The organism is Kitasatospora sp. NPDC057015, from assembly GCF_042673745.1.
Lineage (GTDB): Bacteria > Actinomycetota > Actinomycetes > Streptomycetales > Streptomycetaceae > Kitasatospora.
On sequence record NZ_JBHUSG010000003.1, the window covers coordinates 172,195 to 185,544 of the forward strand.

The 13,350-nt window shown below is 75.0% G+C and carries 9 protein-coding genes; all 9 read right to left on the reverse strand.

The window, feature by feature from the left end:
- Positions 1-53 precede the first annotated feature (53 nt).
- Positions 54-899, reverse strand: coding sequence for an aminoglycoside N(3)-acetyltransferase (locus ACFTWP_RS04050; RefSeq protein WP_380262727.1), 846 nt, complete (start codon positions 897-899; stop codon positions 54-56).
- A 138-nt stretch (positions 900-1,037) separates the two neighbouring features.
- Positions 1,038-3,449: an FxsB family cyclophane-forming radical SAM/SPASM peptide maturase gene (locus tag ACFTWP_RS04055; protein ID WP_380262424.1), complete on the reverse strand. Its 2,412-nt coding sequence runs from the start codon at positions 3,447-3,449 to the stop codon at positions 1,038-1,040.
- A 34-nt stretch (positions 3,450-3,483) separates the two neighbouring features.
- Complete coding sequence (fxsA, locus tag ACFTWP_RS04060; RefSeq protein WP_380262426.1) at positions 3,484-3,669, reverse strand: FxSxx-COOH cyclophane-containing RiPP peptide; 186 nt, start codon at positions 3,667-3,669, stop codon at positions 3,484-3,486.
- Between the two features lie 110 nt (positions 3,670-3,779).
- Positions 3,780-4,979 carry an aKG-HExxH-type peptide beta-hydroxylase gene (locus ACFTWP_RS04065; RefSeq protein WP_380262428.1) on the reverse strand — a complete coding sequence of 400 codons (1,200 nt, stop codon included), beginning with the start codon at positions 4,977-4,979 and terminating at the stop codon, positions 3,780-3,782.
- A gap of 134 nt (positions 4,980-5,113) precedes the next feature.
- The gene (locus ACFTWP_RS04070; RefSeq protein WP_380262430.1) at positions 5,114-6,373 is read right to left on the reverse strand and encodes an FxsB family cyclophane-forming radical SAM/SPASM peptide maturase; all 1,260 of its coding nucleotides are present in this window, start codon (positions 6,371-6,373) and stop codon (positions 5,114-5,116) included.
- Positions 6,374-6,415: 42 nt separating this feature from the next.
- The gene (gene fxsT / locus ACFTWP_RS04075; protein ID WP_380262432.1) at positions 6,416-10,426 is read right to left on the reverse strand and encodes an FxSxx-COOH system tetratricopeptide repeat protein; all 4,011 of its coding nucleotides are present in this window, start codon (positions 10,424-10,426) and stop codon (positions 6,416-6,418) included.
- Entirely contained in the window at positions 10,416-11,792 is a 1,377-nt protein-coding gene (locus tag ACFTWP_RS04080; RefSeq protein ID WP_380262434.1) for a TIR-like protein FxsC, read from the reverse strand. The genes fxsT and ACFTWP_RS04080 overlap by 11 nt, the downstream gene beginning before the upstream one ends.
- Before the next feature lie 328 nt (positions 11,793-12,120).
- The gene (fxsA, locus tag ACFTWP_RS04085; protein WP_380262436.1) at positions 12,121-12,306 is read right to left on the reverse strand and encodes an FxSxx-COOH cyclophane-containing RiPP peptide; all 186 of its coding nucleotides are present in this window, start codon (positions 12,304-12,306) and stop codon (positions 12,121-12,123) included.
- Between the two features lie 189 nt (positions 12,307-12,495).
- On the reverse strand, positions 12,496-13,119 hold the full coding sequence (pdxH, locus tag ACFTWP_RS04090; RefSeq protein WP_380262728.1) for a pyridoxamine 5'-phosphate oxidase: 624 nt from the start codon (positions 13,117-13,119) through the stop codon (positions 12,496-12,498).
- Between the last annotated feature and the right edge of the window lie 231 nt (positions 13,120-13,350).

Consider the following 13,350-nt stretch of genomic DNA (forward strand, 5'->3'; position numbering starts at 1 on the left):
CACTCGTCATGTCCCGGACGATCGCAGGCGTACGGGCCTTGCCGGGAGCGGTGTCAGGCCGGCTGCGGGCTCCGCCGGCGCAGCAGGTGGCGGGTCGCCACCCCCACCGCCTCGGCCATCGGGACGAGCAGTCCGTCCGCGTCGCCGACCCGGCCCCGGCGCAGGCCCGCGGCCTCCGCCAGCAGGGCCTCGCCGAGTGCCGGGAAGTGCAGGTCGTCGAGGTCGGGCGCCTCGAAGTGGACCCAGCGGCGGCCCTCGGCGCCGTCCTTGACCACGCAGCCGTATCGCCTGTTCGGCACGCCGGGCATCCGCAGGTCGGCGAGGTGGAAGGCGGTGAAGCGGGCGAGCGGGACGCCGAGCATCAGCACCTTGGCGTCCAGGTCGTGCATCCGGCCCAGCGGCGAGGCCTGACCGAGGTGACAGTCGAGGTCGTGGGTCCGGGTCACCTCGCGGGCCAGCGGGCCGACGGCGGCGAAGGAGGTCTGCGGGTGGTTGCTGCGCCGGGCGCCCGGGGTGGTGCGGATCTGCTCCGAGAGCGCGCCCATGGTCGGTGAGCTGGCGGTGCGCTCCGGGTCGAAGGCGGGCATCCGGGCGCGGTGGGCCTCGGCCTCGGCCGGGGAGAGCCCCTCGGTGAGCCGGGCGGCCAGCCGCGAGGTGTCGGAGTTCTCCGGGGTCCCGGTGTAGCCCACCAGGGTGCCCTCTCCGGGGCCGCCGAGTGCGTCCTGCAGGGCGCCGACCACGGTGGCGGGCCCGCCGGGCACCGGGCCGAGGGAGCGGAGCGAGGCCTGGACGAACAGCAGGTCACCGGGCCGTACGCCCAGGTCGTACAGGTCGGCGGCGAGGCCTGCGCGGGTGTGGTGCCCGGCGGCGCGGCGGGAGCGGGGGTCGAGGGCGAGGATGGCTGGTCCCTGATGGAGGTGGACCCCGGGTCGGCCGGGGTCGTGGTCGAAGTGGCCGTGTCGTGCGCGGGCCTGCGGGAGTGCACGGGCCTGTGGGAGTGCGCGCGGGCGCGCGGGGTCACCGCGGGGGCGTGCGGATCAGCCGCTCACCACGGCCTCCTCCCGGGCCCGGTCGGCCGCCCGCTCCACCTCGCCGGGCAGCGCGAGCGCCAGCCACGGCGCGACCGTCGCACGCATCCCGTCGGCGAACCGCAGCCCGAGGGCGGTGAGCGAGCCGGAGTCGGCCAGCCGCTCGACGGCCTGCGCCGTGTGGGCGCGCCAGATCGCGAACTGCAGCCGGGCGTGGTCGGCGGCGGCGCCGGGCAGCCCGTCGTAGGCGAGCGTCCGGGTGCCCCAGAACTCGGTGACCGCGAGGTGGGCGTACGTCCCCTGGAGCAGGCCCTCCAGCGGTCGCGGGTCGGGTCGCCAGGGTGCGTGGTAGAGCCGGGTGTCGGCCCGGTCATGGAGGTCCCAGAGGTCCAGTACGGCGCCGAGCTTGACGTGCTGGAACTCGTGCGCGACCAGCAGGCCGAGGACGGGGGCGGTGGCGGGCCTGGCGATGCCCACGGCGCCGAAGGCCTGCCGGGCGGCGGCGCTGACGTCCCGACCGTCGGGGCCCGGGCGCAGCGGGGTGATCACGGTGAGCCCGGCCCGGACACCCTCGGCGTACTGCGGCAGATCGCGCCCGAGCAGCTCCCAGGCCTCGCGCAGCGCGCCCGTCCAGGCGAGCAGTTCCGGCTCGGCGAGGCGGGGCTCCACCGGCCACTGGTGACTGTCGCGCTGCGGATCGGTGTCCTCCAGCACGGCCGTCCAGCCGTCCGCCAGCCGGATCCGGCGCACCGGGTGCCAGCGGGGGTCGACGGTCCGTTCGTGGACGGTGATCACGCCGTGCCCGGCGGTGCGCACGGTGAACCCGTCCGGCCCGCCGGTGAGTTCGGTGTCGCCGTCGGGGACGTCGAGGCTGCCGAGGGTGGGCAGGTGCAGGGCGCCGCCCCGGACGTTCAGGGTGAGGCGGTCGCCGCGCCCGGCCCGGACGGCCGCCGCGGCGGCGAGTTCGGCGAGGGTGCCGGGCCCGGCCGCGGGGTCGCCCCCGAGCCGCCGGGCGGCCCAGGCGCGGACGTACGGGTGCCCCAGCACGGCGTCCACGGCGGACGGCGCCGCCGCGTCGAGTTCGGCGAGCAGCTCCCAACCGGCCGAGGTGCGCTGTCCGGTGGCGTCCCAGACGGCGGCGAGCAGGCCGCGGGTGATGCCGAGCTGGGCCCGGGCCAGCACCCGTACGGTGTCCGCCGCGCCGTGCCCGGCCGCCAGTTCGCCGAGCTGGCGGTCGGTGAGGACGGGTACGGCGGGCTCGGTGGCCTGGCCGGGCAGCAGGGCGGGGTCGGTGGCGGGCGCCGGTGCCCCCCGGTCGGTGATCCCGTTGATGAGGCTCATGAGGTCCCCGCAGTAGACGGAGGGATTGTCGAAACCACTGTCGCTCCGATAACGGTGTGCGTACAGACCGCCGCCGCAGGAGCGCACCACGGGGCATGCCCTGCAGGTGGCGCTGAGCCCGGCGAGGCCGGCCTGGCGGTCCATCATGCCGGGGTGGCGGGCGACTTCGTCAAGGGTGTGGGTGTGGACGTCGAGGCCCGTGGCGGGGGCGCCGTCGAAGGCGGTCTTGAGGCTGTCGGCCTGCTCGAAACTGCCGTCGGTCTCCAGGACGACGAGGTCGGCCGGGTCCAGGCCGAGGGACTCGGTGAGGCTGGAGAGTCCGCGGGCCGTCCGGTGCACGGACTCGAAGGTCCGGACCGCGAACGGCCGCCCGGCCGCCTCCCAGTGGTCGTAGACCGCCAGCAGCCATTGCGCGTACGGCGCCTCCCCCCCGCCGGGCAACCGCTTGGGAGGTGCCTCCCAGGTGGCATGCGGAAGCAGGAAGTCGACTGCGGGCGGGGCGAGTTCGGCCAGCGCGCGAAAGACCGCGACCGGGTCGTTCTCGATGTCGATCGTGCACAGCAGGCCGGCGTACAGGTGCCGGAACTCGGGGCGGCGCAGCAGCGCGACCGCCCGGAGCACCTGGGGGTGGCTGCTGCGGCCGTCGGCGTACCGCCGGTGGCGGTCGTTGGCCGCGCGGTCGCCGTCCAGCGAGATGCCGACCCGGACGTCGAGCTCGTCGAAGAGCTCGCAGAAGCGGCGGTCGAGCAGCACCCCGTTGGTGTGGATCCGCAGGTCGAGGGTGCAGCCGGGCGGCAGGGCGGCCCGGATCGCCTCCGCGGTGCGGCGCAGCCGTTCCGGGCCGGCGAGCAGGGGTTCTCCCCCGTGCAGGACGACCCGGACGACGGGCAGCCGGTGGGTGGCCGCGTGTTCGCCGATGCGCTCGGCGATCCTGGCCAGCACCTGGTCACTGATCGTTTTCGGACGGGCCCGCCACGACGTGTCGGCGTGCTCGTAGATATAGCAGTGATCACAGGCAAGATCGCAGCGACTGTGCACTTTCACAACGAATTGCGTAAAGGGCAGCAGAATGCGCGCCATTTCGTATCGACGGAACCGTGGGGCCTTCGGCCTCTCAGATCGAGGAATTGAACGCGGCGACCGGGACCTGGCCCGAGCCAGCGCCCGGCAGGGCGCGGTGCAGTCGCGCGGTGATCTCCTCGGCACCCAGCGAGGCGAGTTCGGCAAGTGAGGCGCGGCCTGCCGTCGACTGAGGGTCCGTCAGGTCGTCGGTGGGCCTGGTAGCGAGTGCGGGAGTCATGTCGATGTCTCTCTGCTGTGCGCCGGGGCGGTTGAGATGGCTGATAACGGGTATTACAGCTGACTGACAATGTACTGGCACGGCGACCCGGCCGCGTAGGATGCCGCGAATCACGTTGACGACCACGGCCCCGCAGCTGCACCTTCTGCGGCGAAATCCACCCGTTCGGCTGCTGTGGCGCCTCCTCCCCCGGAGCAATCCGGCCCGAGCTCGGCGGCCTCCGCCAGCACCCTGGTGAACTCCGCCCCGGCCCGGGTCAGTTCTCCGCCCGCCAGCAGGGTGGCGGCGGCGGCCCCGGTGTGGGTGCGCCAGCGCCGGTGCTCGCGCCCCGCCCGGGCCTGGGCGGGCGCGCCCGCGGCCAGCTCGCCGCGCCAGAAGTCGGTCACCCCCAGGTGCGCGTACGTGCCCTGGAGCAGGGCGCCGACCGGCCGTGGGTCCGGCCGCCAGGGCGCGTGGTAGCGCGCCGCGCCGTTCGGCCGGTGCAGCGGCACCAGGTCGAGCAGCGCCCCGAGTTGGACGTGCAGGAACTCGTGCACCAGGGCCAGGGCCAGCAGCACCGGCTCGGCCGGGCGGGAGGCCGCCACCGCGCCGTACGCCCGCCTGGCGGCCGCGCTGACGGCCGAGCCGTCCGGGGCCGGGCGCAGCGGCACCAGGGTGGACACGCAGGCGCTCACGGCCTCGGCGTGCCAGCGGTGGCGCCGCACCAGGACCTCCCAGGCCCCGGCCAGCAGGCCGTGCCAGGCGTCGAGTTCGGCCGCCGTCGGCGGACCGCCGACCGGGTGGCCGAAGAGCTCCCGGTACGGTCCGGGTTCGGCGATCAGCGGCTCCCAGCGCAGCCCGTCGCACTCCAAGCGGACGGGCACCGCGACCGGCCCGGGCTCGCGCAGGAAGCCGGCGAGGCGGTCAAGCGGGGCCTCGCGGCCGGCCGCCAGTCGGTGCAGGCAGCCGGCCGCCCAGGCGTCGAACTCGGGCCGGAGCAGCAGCCGCTCCCAGCGGGCCCGCTCGGCGCGCTGGAGGGCGCACACCTCGGCGTACGCGCGCTCGAACGCGTCGCGCTCCGGCGCCGGCACCGCGCGGCGCAGCGCGACCAGCAGCAGCGTCCGCTTGCTGAGCTGCCCGGCCCGCAGCAGCCGGACGGCCCCGGCGCCGCCCCGGGCCCGTGCCAGGGCGGTGAAGGTCGCCCGGTCGACCCCGTGCCGCCGGAGCCCCTCGGAGACCTGGGCCCGGGCCCCGGGCACGCCGCCCGGCCCCGCCGTGCCCCTCGTCGCACCGCTTCCCGTCGTACCGCCCGCCACCGCGCCCTCCGTCATGCCCGTACCCGCCGTCCACCGTCGTTCGTCCGCCGTCGTTCGCCCGCCTCCGGCCACCGCCTGCCGCCGGGGGCCGGCCCGGGCGCCGTCATCCGTCCGCGGCCACCGGCCGCCCCGCACCCGGCCCACCGCCGCTACCGGGCGCCCGCCACCGCGCGGCCGGCCGGCGCCGGACCGCCCGGCCGGGCGAGGTCGTGGCGCAGTCGGTTGCCGATGTGGCCGATCAGGACCGCCAGGTCGGCGCAGTACACCGACGGGTGCGCGAAACCGCCGTCCGCGTACCGGTGGGCGTACAGGCCGCCGCCGCAGACCCGGGCCAGCGGGCAGGCCGCGCAGACCGGGCCCAGCCCGGCGCGGCCGCGCTGGCGGGCACGGAAGGCGGGGTGGGCGGCGGCGGCGGTGAAGTCGTGCCGGAAAACGTCCAGGCCGGTGCCCGGGGCGCCGTCGTAGGCGGCCTTCAGGCTGTCCGCCTGTTCGATCGTGCCGTCCGCCTCGACCACCACGAGGTCCACCGGGGCCAGCCCGACGGCCTCGCTGGCGGCGCGACCGCCGAGCAGCAGGACGGCCAGCTCCTCGAACAGCCGGATCCCGGTCTCCCGCCGGGGGGCGTCGTACCAGCGGTCGAAGACGGCGCGCAGCCAGTCGGCGTAGGGCGTCACCGGGGGCCCGCCGGGCCCGGCCGGGTGCGGGAGGGTCGGCGGCGCGGTCGGCCGGACCCGCAGGACGCCCGGCGGCTGGGCCTCCCAGGTGCCGTGCGGCAGCAGCAGGTCCACGCGCGGCGGCGCGAAGGCGAGCAGCGCCTCGTAGGTGGCGACGGGATCGGCGGCCGGGTCGACCACGCACAGCAGGCCGGCGAAGAGCGCGCGGTGCTCGGGCGAGCCCAGCAGCCGCAGCGCCTCGGCCGTCCGGGCGTGGCTGCCGCGCCCGTCGGGGAACCTGCGGTGGCGGTCGTGGTCGGCCGGCGTGCCGTCCAGCGAGACGCCGACGGCGACCCGGTGGCGGTGCAGGACGTCGAGCAGGGCCGGTTCGTCGAGCAGCCGCAGGCCGTTGGTCTGCAGGCTGAAGCGGACGGCGGTGCGACCGTCCAGCGCGGCGGCCAGTTCGCCGAGCAGGGCGTCCAGGTGGGCGGCGCCGACCAGCAGCGGCTCGCCGCCGTGCAGGATCACCGCGACCTCGTCGAGGCCGTGCTCGGCGGCGTGCCGGGCGATCAGCGCGGCCGTCCTGCGGACGGTGGCGAGCTCCATCCGCCGCGGGCGCGAGCGCCAACTCTGGTCGGCCGCCTCGTACATGTAGCAGTAGTCGCAGGCGAGGTTGCAGCGACTGTGGATCTTCAACAGGTACTGGCGGAACGGCAGCGCGGACCGCGCCTCCGTGCTCGCGGGTTCGCCGGCCATGGGCCGAGACTACTGAAGACTTGACCCTGCGTCAGGTCGGCGTCACACGGACGGCGGTTCGATGTCGGAGTCGAGCCTGGTCGCGGCCTTCACCGCCACCGTCGTCGGATGCTCCTCGCCGAGCGTCTGCCGCGCCCGGCGCACGCAGTCCTCCCGCAACTGCGCGGCCCGCTCCCGGTGCCCGGCGGCGGCGAGGCTCAGCGCCAGGTTGGAGACGATCCCGATGGTGTCGTAGTGGTCGGGGCCGAGGGTCTCGGCCATCAGCGGCGCGGCCTGCTCCTCCAGGGCCAGCGCCTCGGCGGCCTCGCCGGCCAGGACGAGGTCGTTGGCGTGGTTCATCATGGCGATCGGGATGTAGAGGTGGTCGTCCCCGAGGACGGCCCGGAACTGGGCGAGGGTGCGGCCGGACAGGTCGCGGGACTCGGCGACCCGCCCGACCAGCCGCAGGTACACCGAGAGGTTGTTGGCGGCGGCCAGCGTGACCGGGTGGTCCTCGCCGAGGTAGTCCCGGTAGCGGGCGAGGGCGCGTTCGGCGAGCGGGATCGCCCGCTCGGTGTCGCCGAGCGCGTTGTAGTCGCTGGCCAGGTTGGAGGCGGCGGCGAGGGTGTCGGGGTGCTCGGCGCCGTTGATGTCGAGGTAGCGCTGGTAGATGTCCTCGTCGATCTCCACCGCCTCGACGTAGCGGCCGGCCCGGCGCAGCGCGACCGCGAGGTTCTTGCGGGCGCGCAGGGTGTCGGTGTGCGAGTCGCCGATGGTCTGCTGGTAGGTGCGGACGGTGTCCTCCAGCAGGTCCAGGGCCTCCCGCAGCCGGCCGGTCTCGCGCAGGTCGCGGGCGTAGTTGCTGGCGGAGGAGAGCGCGTACAGGCTGTGCGCGCCGAGCGCGTCGCGCTGCTGGTGGTAGTTGCGGCGGTGGCGCTCCAGCGCGGCCCTGCGGTCCCCCGCCAGGTAGTCGGAGACGGCCAGGTTGTTGGTGATCATGAGGGTGCGCGGGTGGTCGGGGCCGAGCGTGCGCCGGGCCGCGTCCAGGGTCTGCCGGTCCATCGCCCGGGCCTCCTGGTAGCGGCCGAGGAAGCGCAGGTCGGCGCCGAGGCTGTTGGCGACGGCGAGGGTGTGCGAGTGCTCGGGGCCCAGCGTCGCCCGGAACCGCTCCAGGATGTCCTTGTCCATCTCGTACGCCTCCTGCAGCGCGCCCTGGGAGCGGCGGATGTTGCTCAGCTGGGTGCGCAGCATCAGGGTCTGGGCGTCGTTCTCCACGTCGAAGCCGGGGCCGCCGAAGGTGTCCTCGCGCCAGTGCTCCAGGGTGCGTTCGGCCAGCTCGCGGCCGGACTCGTGCAGGCTGCGCTTCCACTGGTAGCGGACCGAGTCGATGATCCACTGGCGGACCCGCTCGTCCGGGCTGCCGGCCGCGCCGGACGGCCCGAGGTGCGGCAGCAGTTCGGCGTACTGCGGCCAGTTGGTCGGGATGTCGGGGTCGCCCGGGTTGGCGGCGGCCAGCGCGTCGTGCACGACGGCCCGGATCTCCGCCTTGCGCCCCTCGTCGACCTGGTCGCGCAGCACCGCCTGGACGAGCCGGTGCACGGTGAGGGTCTCGCTGCCCTGGTCGGTCCTGGCCAGGCCGAACCGGTTGATGGCGCGCAGGAACTCGCCGATCGCGAGCTTGTCGCGGGGTGCGAACGGCGGCAGCGTCAGGGCGTGCGTGACCGCCCGGCTGTAGAGCAGCCGCATCGGGATGGCGTCCGGCCCGAAGAACGCGCAGATCTCCAGGATCTGCGCGGCCGGCCCGTTGACGCCGCGCAGTTCCTCCACCGAGATGCGCCAGGTGGCGGCGGCCGAGTGCGGGTACTCCGCCGGTCGCAGCCTGGTCCGCTCCAGCATCTCGGTCAGCGCGTCGTCCAGCAGCTCCAGGTAGGTGGCGACCGGCATCGGGGTCTCCTGCAGCCAGACCGCCGCCTGCCCGACCGCCAGCGGCAGGTCGCCCAGCAGGTGCGCGACCTGGTCCGCGTCCTCCGGGGCGAGGCCCGCGTTGGAGCGCCGGAGCAGCCCGACGCTCTCCTCGCGGCTGAACACGTCCACCTCCACCAGCCCGGCGTGCTTGGACCAGCCCTGGTTGCGGGAGGTGATCAGGACGTGGCCGCCCGGCGAGCCCGCGGGCAGCCAGGGGGCGAGTTCCTCGGGGGTGCCCGCGTTGTCGAAGACCAGCAGCCAGCGCCGGTAGGGCTGGCCCCGGCGCAGCGCGTCCAGCACCGCGGCGGCGGTGTGCGCCACGTCGTCGCTGCCCTGGATGCCCAGCCGGGGGGCGAGTTCGGCCAGCTTCTGCGGAATGTTGGCGGGCTCCTCGGCGGGCACCCACCAGATCACCTCGTACGCGGCCTTGAACCGGTGCGCGTACTCGGCGGCGGTCTGCGACTTGCCCACCCCGCCGATGCCGTACAGGACCTGGCTCAGGACGGCACTGGAGCCCGCGGTGAAGCGGTTGCGCAGCAACTCCAGCAGCCGACCGCGGCCGGTGAAGGAGGCGTTGCGCGAGGGCGCGTCCTGCACCTGCGGGGTCGTTCCGGGGAAGCGCGACGGCGTGGCGAACTCACCGCTGTCCGTGCCCAGTTGGCGGCTCGAACCGGGGGCGGGGCCGAGCTCGCCGTAGAGCTGCGACTCGGCCAGCACCGCCGAGGAGCGGACCAGCTCCGCCGCCGCCCGCCCGACGAACGGCCTGGGCACCGGGTCGTCCGACTCCTGCAGCCGCAGCGCGACCACCAGCGGTGCGCCGGTGGCGAGTTCCTGCCCGCTGAGGAGCTGCCAGACCTCGGCCGCCCGGGGCAGCGCGGTGTACTCGGGCGAGAGCAGGGCCAGCAGCCTGCCCTGCCCCTCCAGCGGTCCGGCCGCCTCCGGGGGCAGCCCGGCGGAGGGTTCGGCGGCGCTGTGCAGCGAGGTCTGGTAGCCGAACCCGGTGAGCACCGAGGCGGCCCACTCGGCCCAGATCCGGTCCTCGGGGGCGTAGCTGACGTACACCTGGCGGGGCACCGAACGGCTGGAGCGCAGGTACGCGCCGTAGAGCCGGCGCCGGGCCTCGCCGGAGAGCGGGCGCAGCGCGCGGACCCTGCCGTCGGTGATCCAGCCGGCCAGCCGCTCGAAGGCGTTGAGCAGGCTGCGGGCCTCCTGCGGGCGGTCGGCGACGGTGGCGGGCACCTCCTCGTACGCGTAGAAGGGCTTGTACGGGACTTCGACGTCGCTCCAGTAGCCGGCCCGGCGCTCGGCGGGCAGCCAGCGGCCCAGGTAGGGGGCGAAGGACTCGCGGGCGAAGTCCCGCCCGGCCTCCAGCCGTTCCTGCTCGGCGTCCTCGACCCGCATCGGCACCGGCATGACCCGGATCGCGCGCTCCTCGGCCTCCGCGATGGTGCGGGCGGCGTCCACGCCGCCGCGGATGTTCTGGGCGCTGAAGGTGAAGCAGTCCACCACGGTGTCGGGCATCAGCACGGTGCAGATGCCCGAGGTGTCGCTGACACCGGTGCGGCTGTCGATCAGCACGTAGTCGTAGGCCTGCGCCCAGCGCTCGCGCAGCGCGCGCAGGAACTCGCCGCCGCGGATGTCGCGGCCGTGGTAGAAACTGCGCCAGTTGAAGCTGGTGACGGCCGCCGAGTAGGCGGCGTTCTGCCGGCCGGCGGGCAGGAAGTCCAGCTTCCCGCCCGGGGGCAGGTCCAGGGCGAGGCCGCAGGTGTAGCCGTCCAGCCGGCCCGGCTCGTCGAGCCACTCCTCGGGGCCCCGCCCGGCCGGGCCGCCGGTGGAGGGCAGCGACTGCCGGACGTACGCCCGCAGCAGGTCGATCAGCCCGTCGGTGGCGTGCAACTCCGGGTCGACCAGCAGCGGGTGGTAGTAGCGGTGCAGGCCCGGCGCCTCCAGGTCCCAGTCGACGACCAGGACGCGCAGGCCCCGGCTGGCGAGGATCCACCCCACGTTGGCCAGGGCCATGGTGCGGCCGGTGCCGCCCTTGAAGGAGTAGAAGGTGACGACCGAACCCCGGCCCGTCACCCCGGTGCCCGCTCCGGGCTCAGCGGTCATCGTCCTGGTCCCCCCTCGTGTCGACGGCCGGCCCGTCGGGGCTGCGGCGCGGGCCGGGCGGCCCCGCCGGGATCGACAGCCCGGGCATCACCGGGCCGCCGTCCGCACCACCGGGGCCGAAGCCGAAGGCGGCGCCGTCGTCATCGTCCCCCCAATCGAAGTTGTCGTCCATGAGCTTGTTCTGAGCGACCGTCACCATGATGGCGAGCTCGGTGTCGAAGCTCTCCCTGGGCACCCGGACGCGGAAGAGCTGTTCGGGATCGCTGCGGCGCAGCCAGTTGCGCTGGAACACGCCGCGCACACCGGCCCAGAGCGCGTCCCGCTCCGGCCCGCCGGCCGGGTCGCCGGTGCCGGCCGGCACCAGGACGCCCGTGACGGGGTGGTTCTGGCCGTCGTACTCGCGCAGCGCCTCCCGGTACGGTTCGGCGCCCGCCACCCACGGGTCCACCAGCAGGACGCTCACCTGGCTGTCCTCGCGGGCCTGGTCGAGCTGGGCCCCGAGGCCCGGCCGGACCTCGTCCCAGGTGGTGATGTGGCCGGCCGCGGTGATCACCTGCTGGGCGCGGACGACCAACGAGGGGCTGGTCGGCGGGTGGTAGGGCGCCCACTGCCAGGGGCGGCTGCCGTACCACCCGCCGCCGGACGCGCCACCGGCGGCGCCGGCCCCGGCCGCGACGGCGAGGCCGGAGGCGGCCGGCGGTCCGTCGGCGGAACGCCCGGCCGCGACGAAGATCCGCACCATGCCCGCCGAGGCCGGCTGCGGGGCGGCGGCCTGCACCGGGACGGGGAAGTAGCCGCGGACGGCGCCCAGGTCGAACTCGGGCAGCTCGCTGAGCGGGCGGGCGGCGGCGTCCCTGATCCGGGCGGCCACCACCTCGACGACCTTGCGGTAGTCGGGCCCGCCGGGGTCGGTGCGCAGCAGGTCGCGCAGTCCGGAGCGGACGTAGGTGTCGCCCATCCCCTGCTGGACGTACTGGATCTTCTGCACCTCGGAGGCCAGCTCGCCCGGCAGGGAGTCCCAGAGCACCGGTATCAGGGCGGGCACGACGTCACCGGTGAGCTCCTGGTGCCGGCGCACCCGGCCGCGGAACGCCGTCCACTCCTTGCCGCAGTACAGGCTGGCGAAGTAGGCCGGGGAGTAGAGCGCGACCATCGTCCGGCAGGTGCCGAGCATCTGGGCGAGCTGCTGCTCCCAGTTGTCGCCCAGCCGCAGGACGTCGGTGTCCCGGTAGCTGAGCTCCTCGAAGGCCGCGGCGGGCTCGATCCGGCTCAGCTCGTCCCGCAGGTCCCGGAAGAAGCGGTCGACGAACACCCCGCCGTTCTCGTAGTCCTGCCGCGCGTAGCTGAAGAAGAAATACGGCCGCACTGCACCCCCCAGGGCCCGCAAGAGCCGCGACTTTTTCCTGCTGTCATACCCAGATTGTCGTGAACTCAGCCTGTGCCGTAAGGGAGTTCGTCGATATCGGGTCGGCTTGCGGACGGAATCCGACCGGAACCGTGACATCGCCTGGCCGGCGGGGACGGCGCCGCGGGCGGGCCTGCGGCGGCCGGGGCGGCGCGGGGCGCGCGCCGGCGGGAGCGGGGCGCGGGCCGGGCGAGACTGGCGGTCGGGGGCGGTCGGGCGGCTCGACGTGCCGGCCGGCCCGGAGCGCGGACCGACTCAGGCCGCGGACCAGCTCAGAGCGCGGACCGGCTCAGAGCGCGGACTGGAAGGCGGCCACCGGCTCGGCGCCGGGCGTGACCGCGTCCGCGACGATCCGGCGCAGCAGGTCGCCGAGCACGGTGTCCGGGAGGTCGTCGAGCTCGTCGAGGGAAAGGTCGGCGACGTCGACCAGATCAGAGCAGAGGCCAGCGCCGACGTCCGCACCTGTGACGCTCATCAGTCCCTCATTCGATCTCTCGGCGGAGCGGGCTGGGGATAGGGGATCAGACCCGGTCCGCGTCGCGCATCCTACACCTGACACCTTCTCAGACCTCGTGCTGCGCCGCGCGGCTGTCAGCCGTACGGCCCCACCACGACGGGGCCGCGCGGCCCGCCGCGCAGCCCTCGGGGGCAGCCGCCCCGCCCCTCACGGGCAGAGCCGCTCCACCCGCCAGTCGGCGCCCTCGGCGACGTACCGCAGGCGGTCGTGCAGGCGGTTCGCCCGGCCCTGCCAGAACTCGACGACCTCCGGCACCACCCGGTAACCGCCCCAGAACGGCGGCACCGGCACGCCCTCCCCCTCGGGGTAGCGGCGCTCCAGCTCGGCGTAGCGCTGCTCCAGCACCTCGCGGCCGTCGACCGGGCTGGACTGCTCGCTGGCCCAGGCGCCCAGCTGGGAGCCGTGCGGGCGGGTGCGGAAGTACGCGGCGGTCTCGTCCCGGCCGACCTTCTCCACCCGGCCCTGGACGATCACCTGGCGGGCGAGCGTGATCCAGGGGAAGAGCAGCGAGGCGTACGGGTTGGCGGCGAGCTCCGCGCCCTTGCGGGAGCCGTAGTTGGTGTAGAAGACGAATCCGCGCCGGTCGTAGCCCTTCAGCAGGACGGTCCGCGAGCTGGGCCGCCCGTCGGCGTCCGCGGTGGACAGCACCATCGCGTTGGGCTCGGCTCCCCCGGCCCGGCCCGCGTCGTGGAACCAGCGGGTGAACTGGGTCACCGGGTCGCCGGCGAGGTCCGTCTCGGCCAGGCCCTCGTGGGTGTAGTGCTCGCGCATCGCGGCGAGGTCCGGGCTCGGGGGCGTTGGGTGGTCGCTTTCCGGGGTCTGCACGGCAACATCATCCCGTACGACAAGCAACGGGCACCGCTACGTCCGGACAAACCCCGGTGGGAGATAAGGTGTCTCGCCACCGCTTCACTGCCCGTCCTACGGGGGATTGTCCTGATCAGACCGGTTGGTTCCGCAGGAACCACGGCCGGACCGGGCATCCGGAACAAGGACGGGCGC

Coding starts and splice junctions, on each gene's coding strand:
- ACFTWP_RS04070 (WP_380262430.1), bottom strand. CDS start 6,373: ATGGCCGGCGAACCCGCGAGCACGGAGGCGCGGTCCGCGCTGCCGTTC.
- ACFTWP_RS04055 (WP_380262424.1), bottom strand. CDS start 3,449: ATGGCGCGCATTCTGCTGCCCTTTACGCAATTCGTTGTGAAAGTGCAC.
- fxsA (WP_380262436.1), bottom strand. CDS start 12,306: ATGAGCGTCACAGGTGCGGACGTCGGCGCTGGCCTCTGCTCTGATCTG.
- pdxH (WP_380262728.1), bottom strand. CDS start 13,119: ATGCGCGAGCACTACACCCACGAGGGCCTGGCCGAGACGGACCTCGCC.
- ACFTWP_RS04065 (WP_380262428.1), bottom strand. CDS start 4,979: ATGACGGAGGGCGCGGTGGCGGGCGGTACGACGGGAAGCGGTGCGACG.
- fxsT (WP_380262432.1), bottom strand. CDS start 10,426: ATGACCGCTGAGCCCGGAGCGGGCACCGGGGTGACGGGCCGGGGTTCG.
- fxsA (WP_380262426.1), bottom strand. CDS start 3,669: ATGACTCCCGCACTCGCTACCAGGCCCACCGACGACCTGACGGACCCT.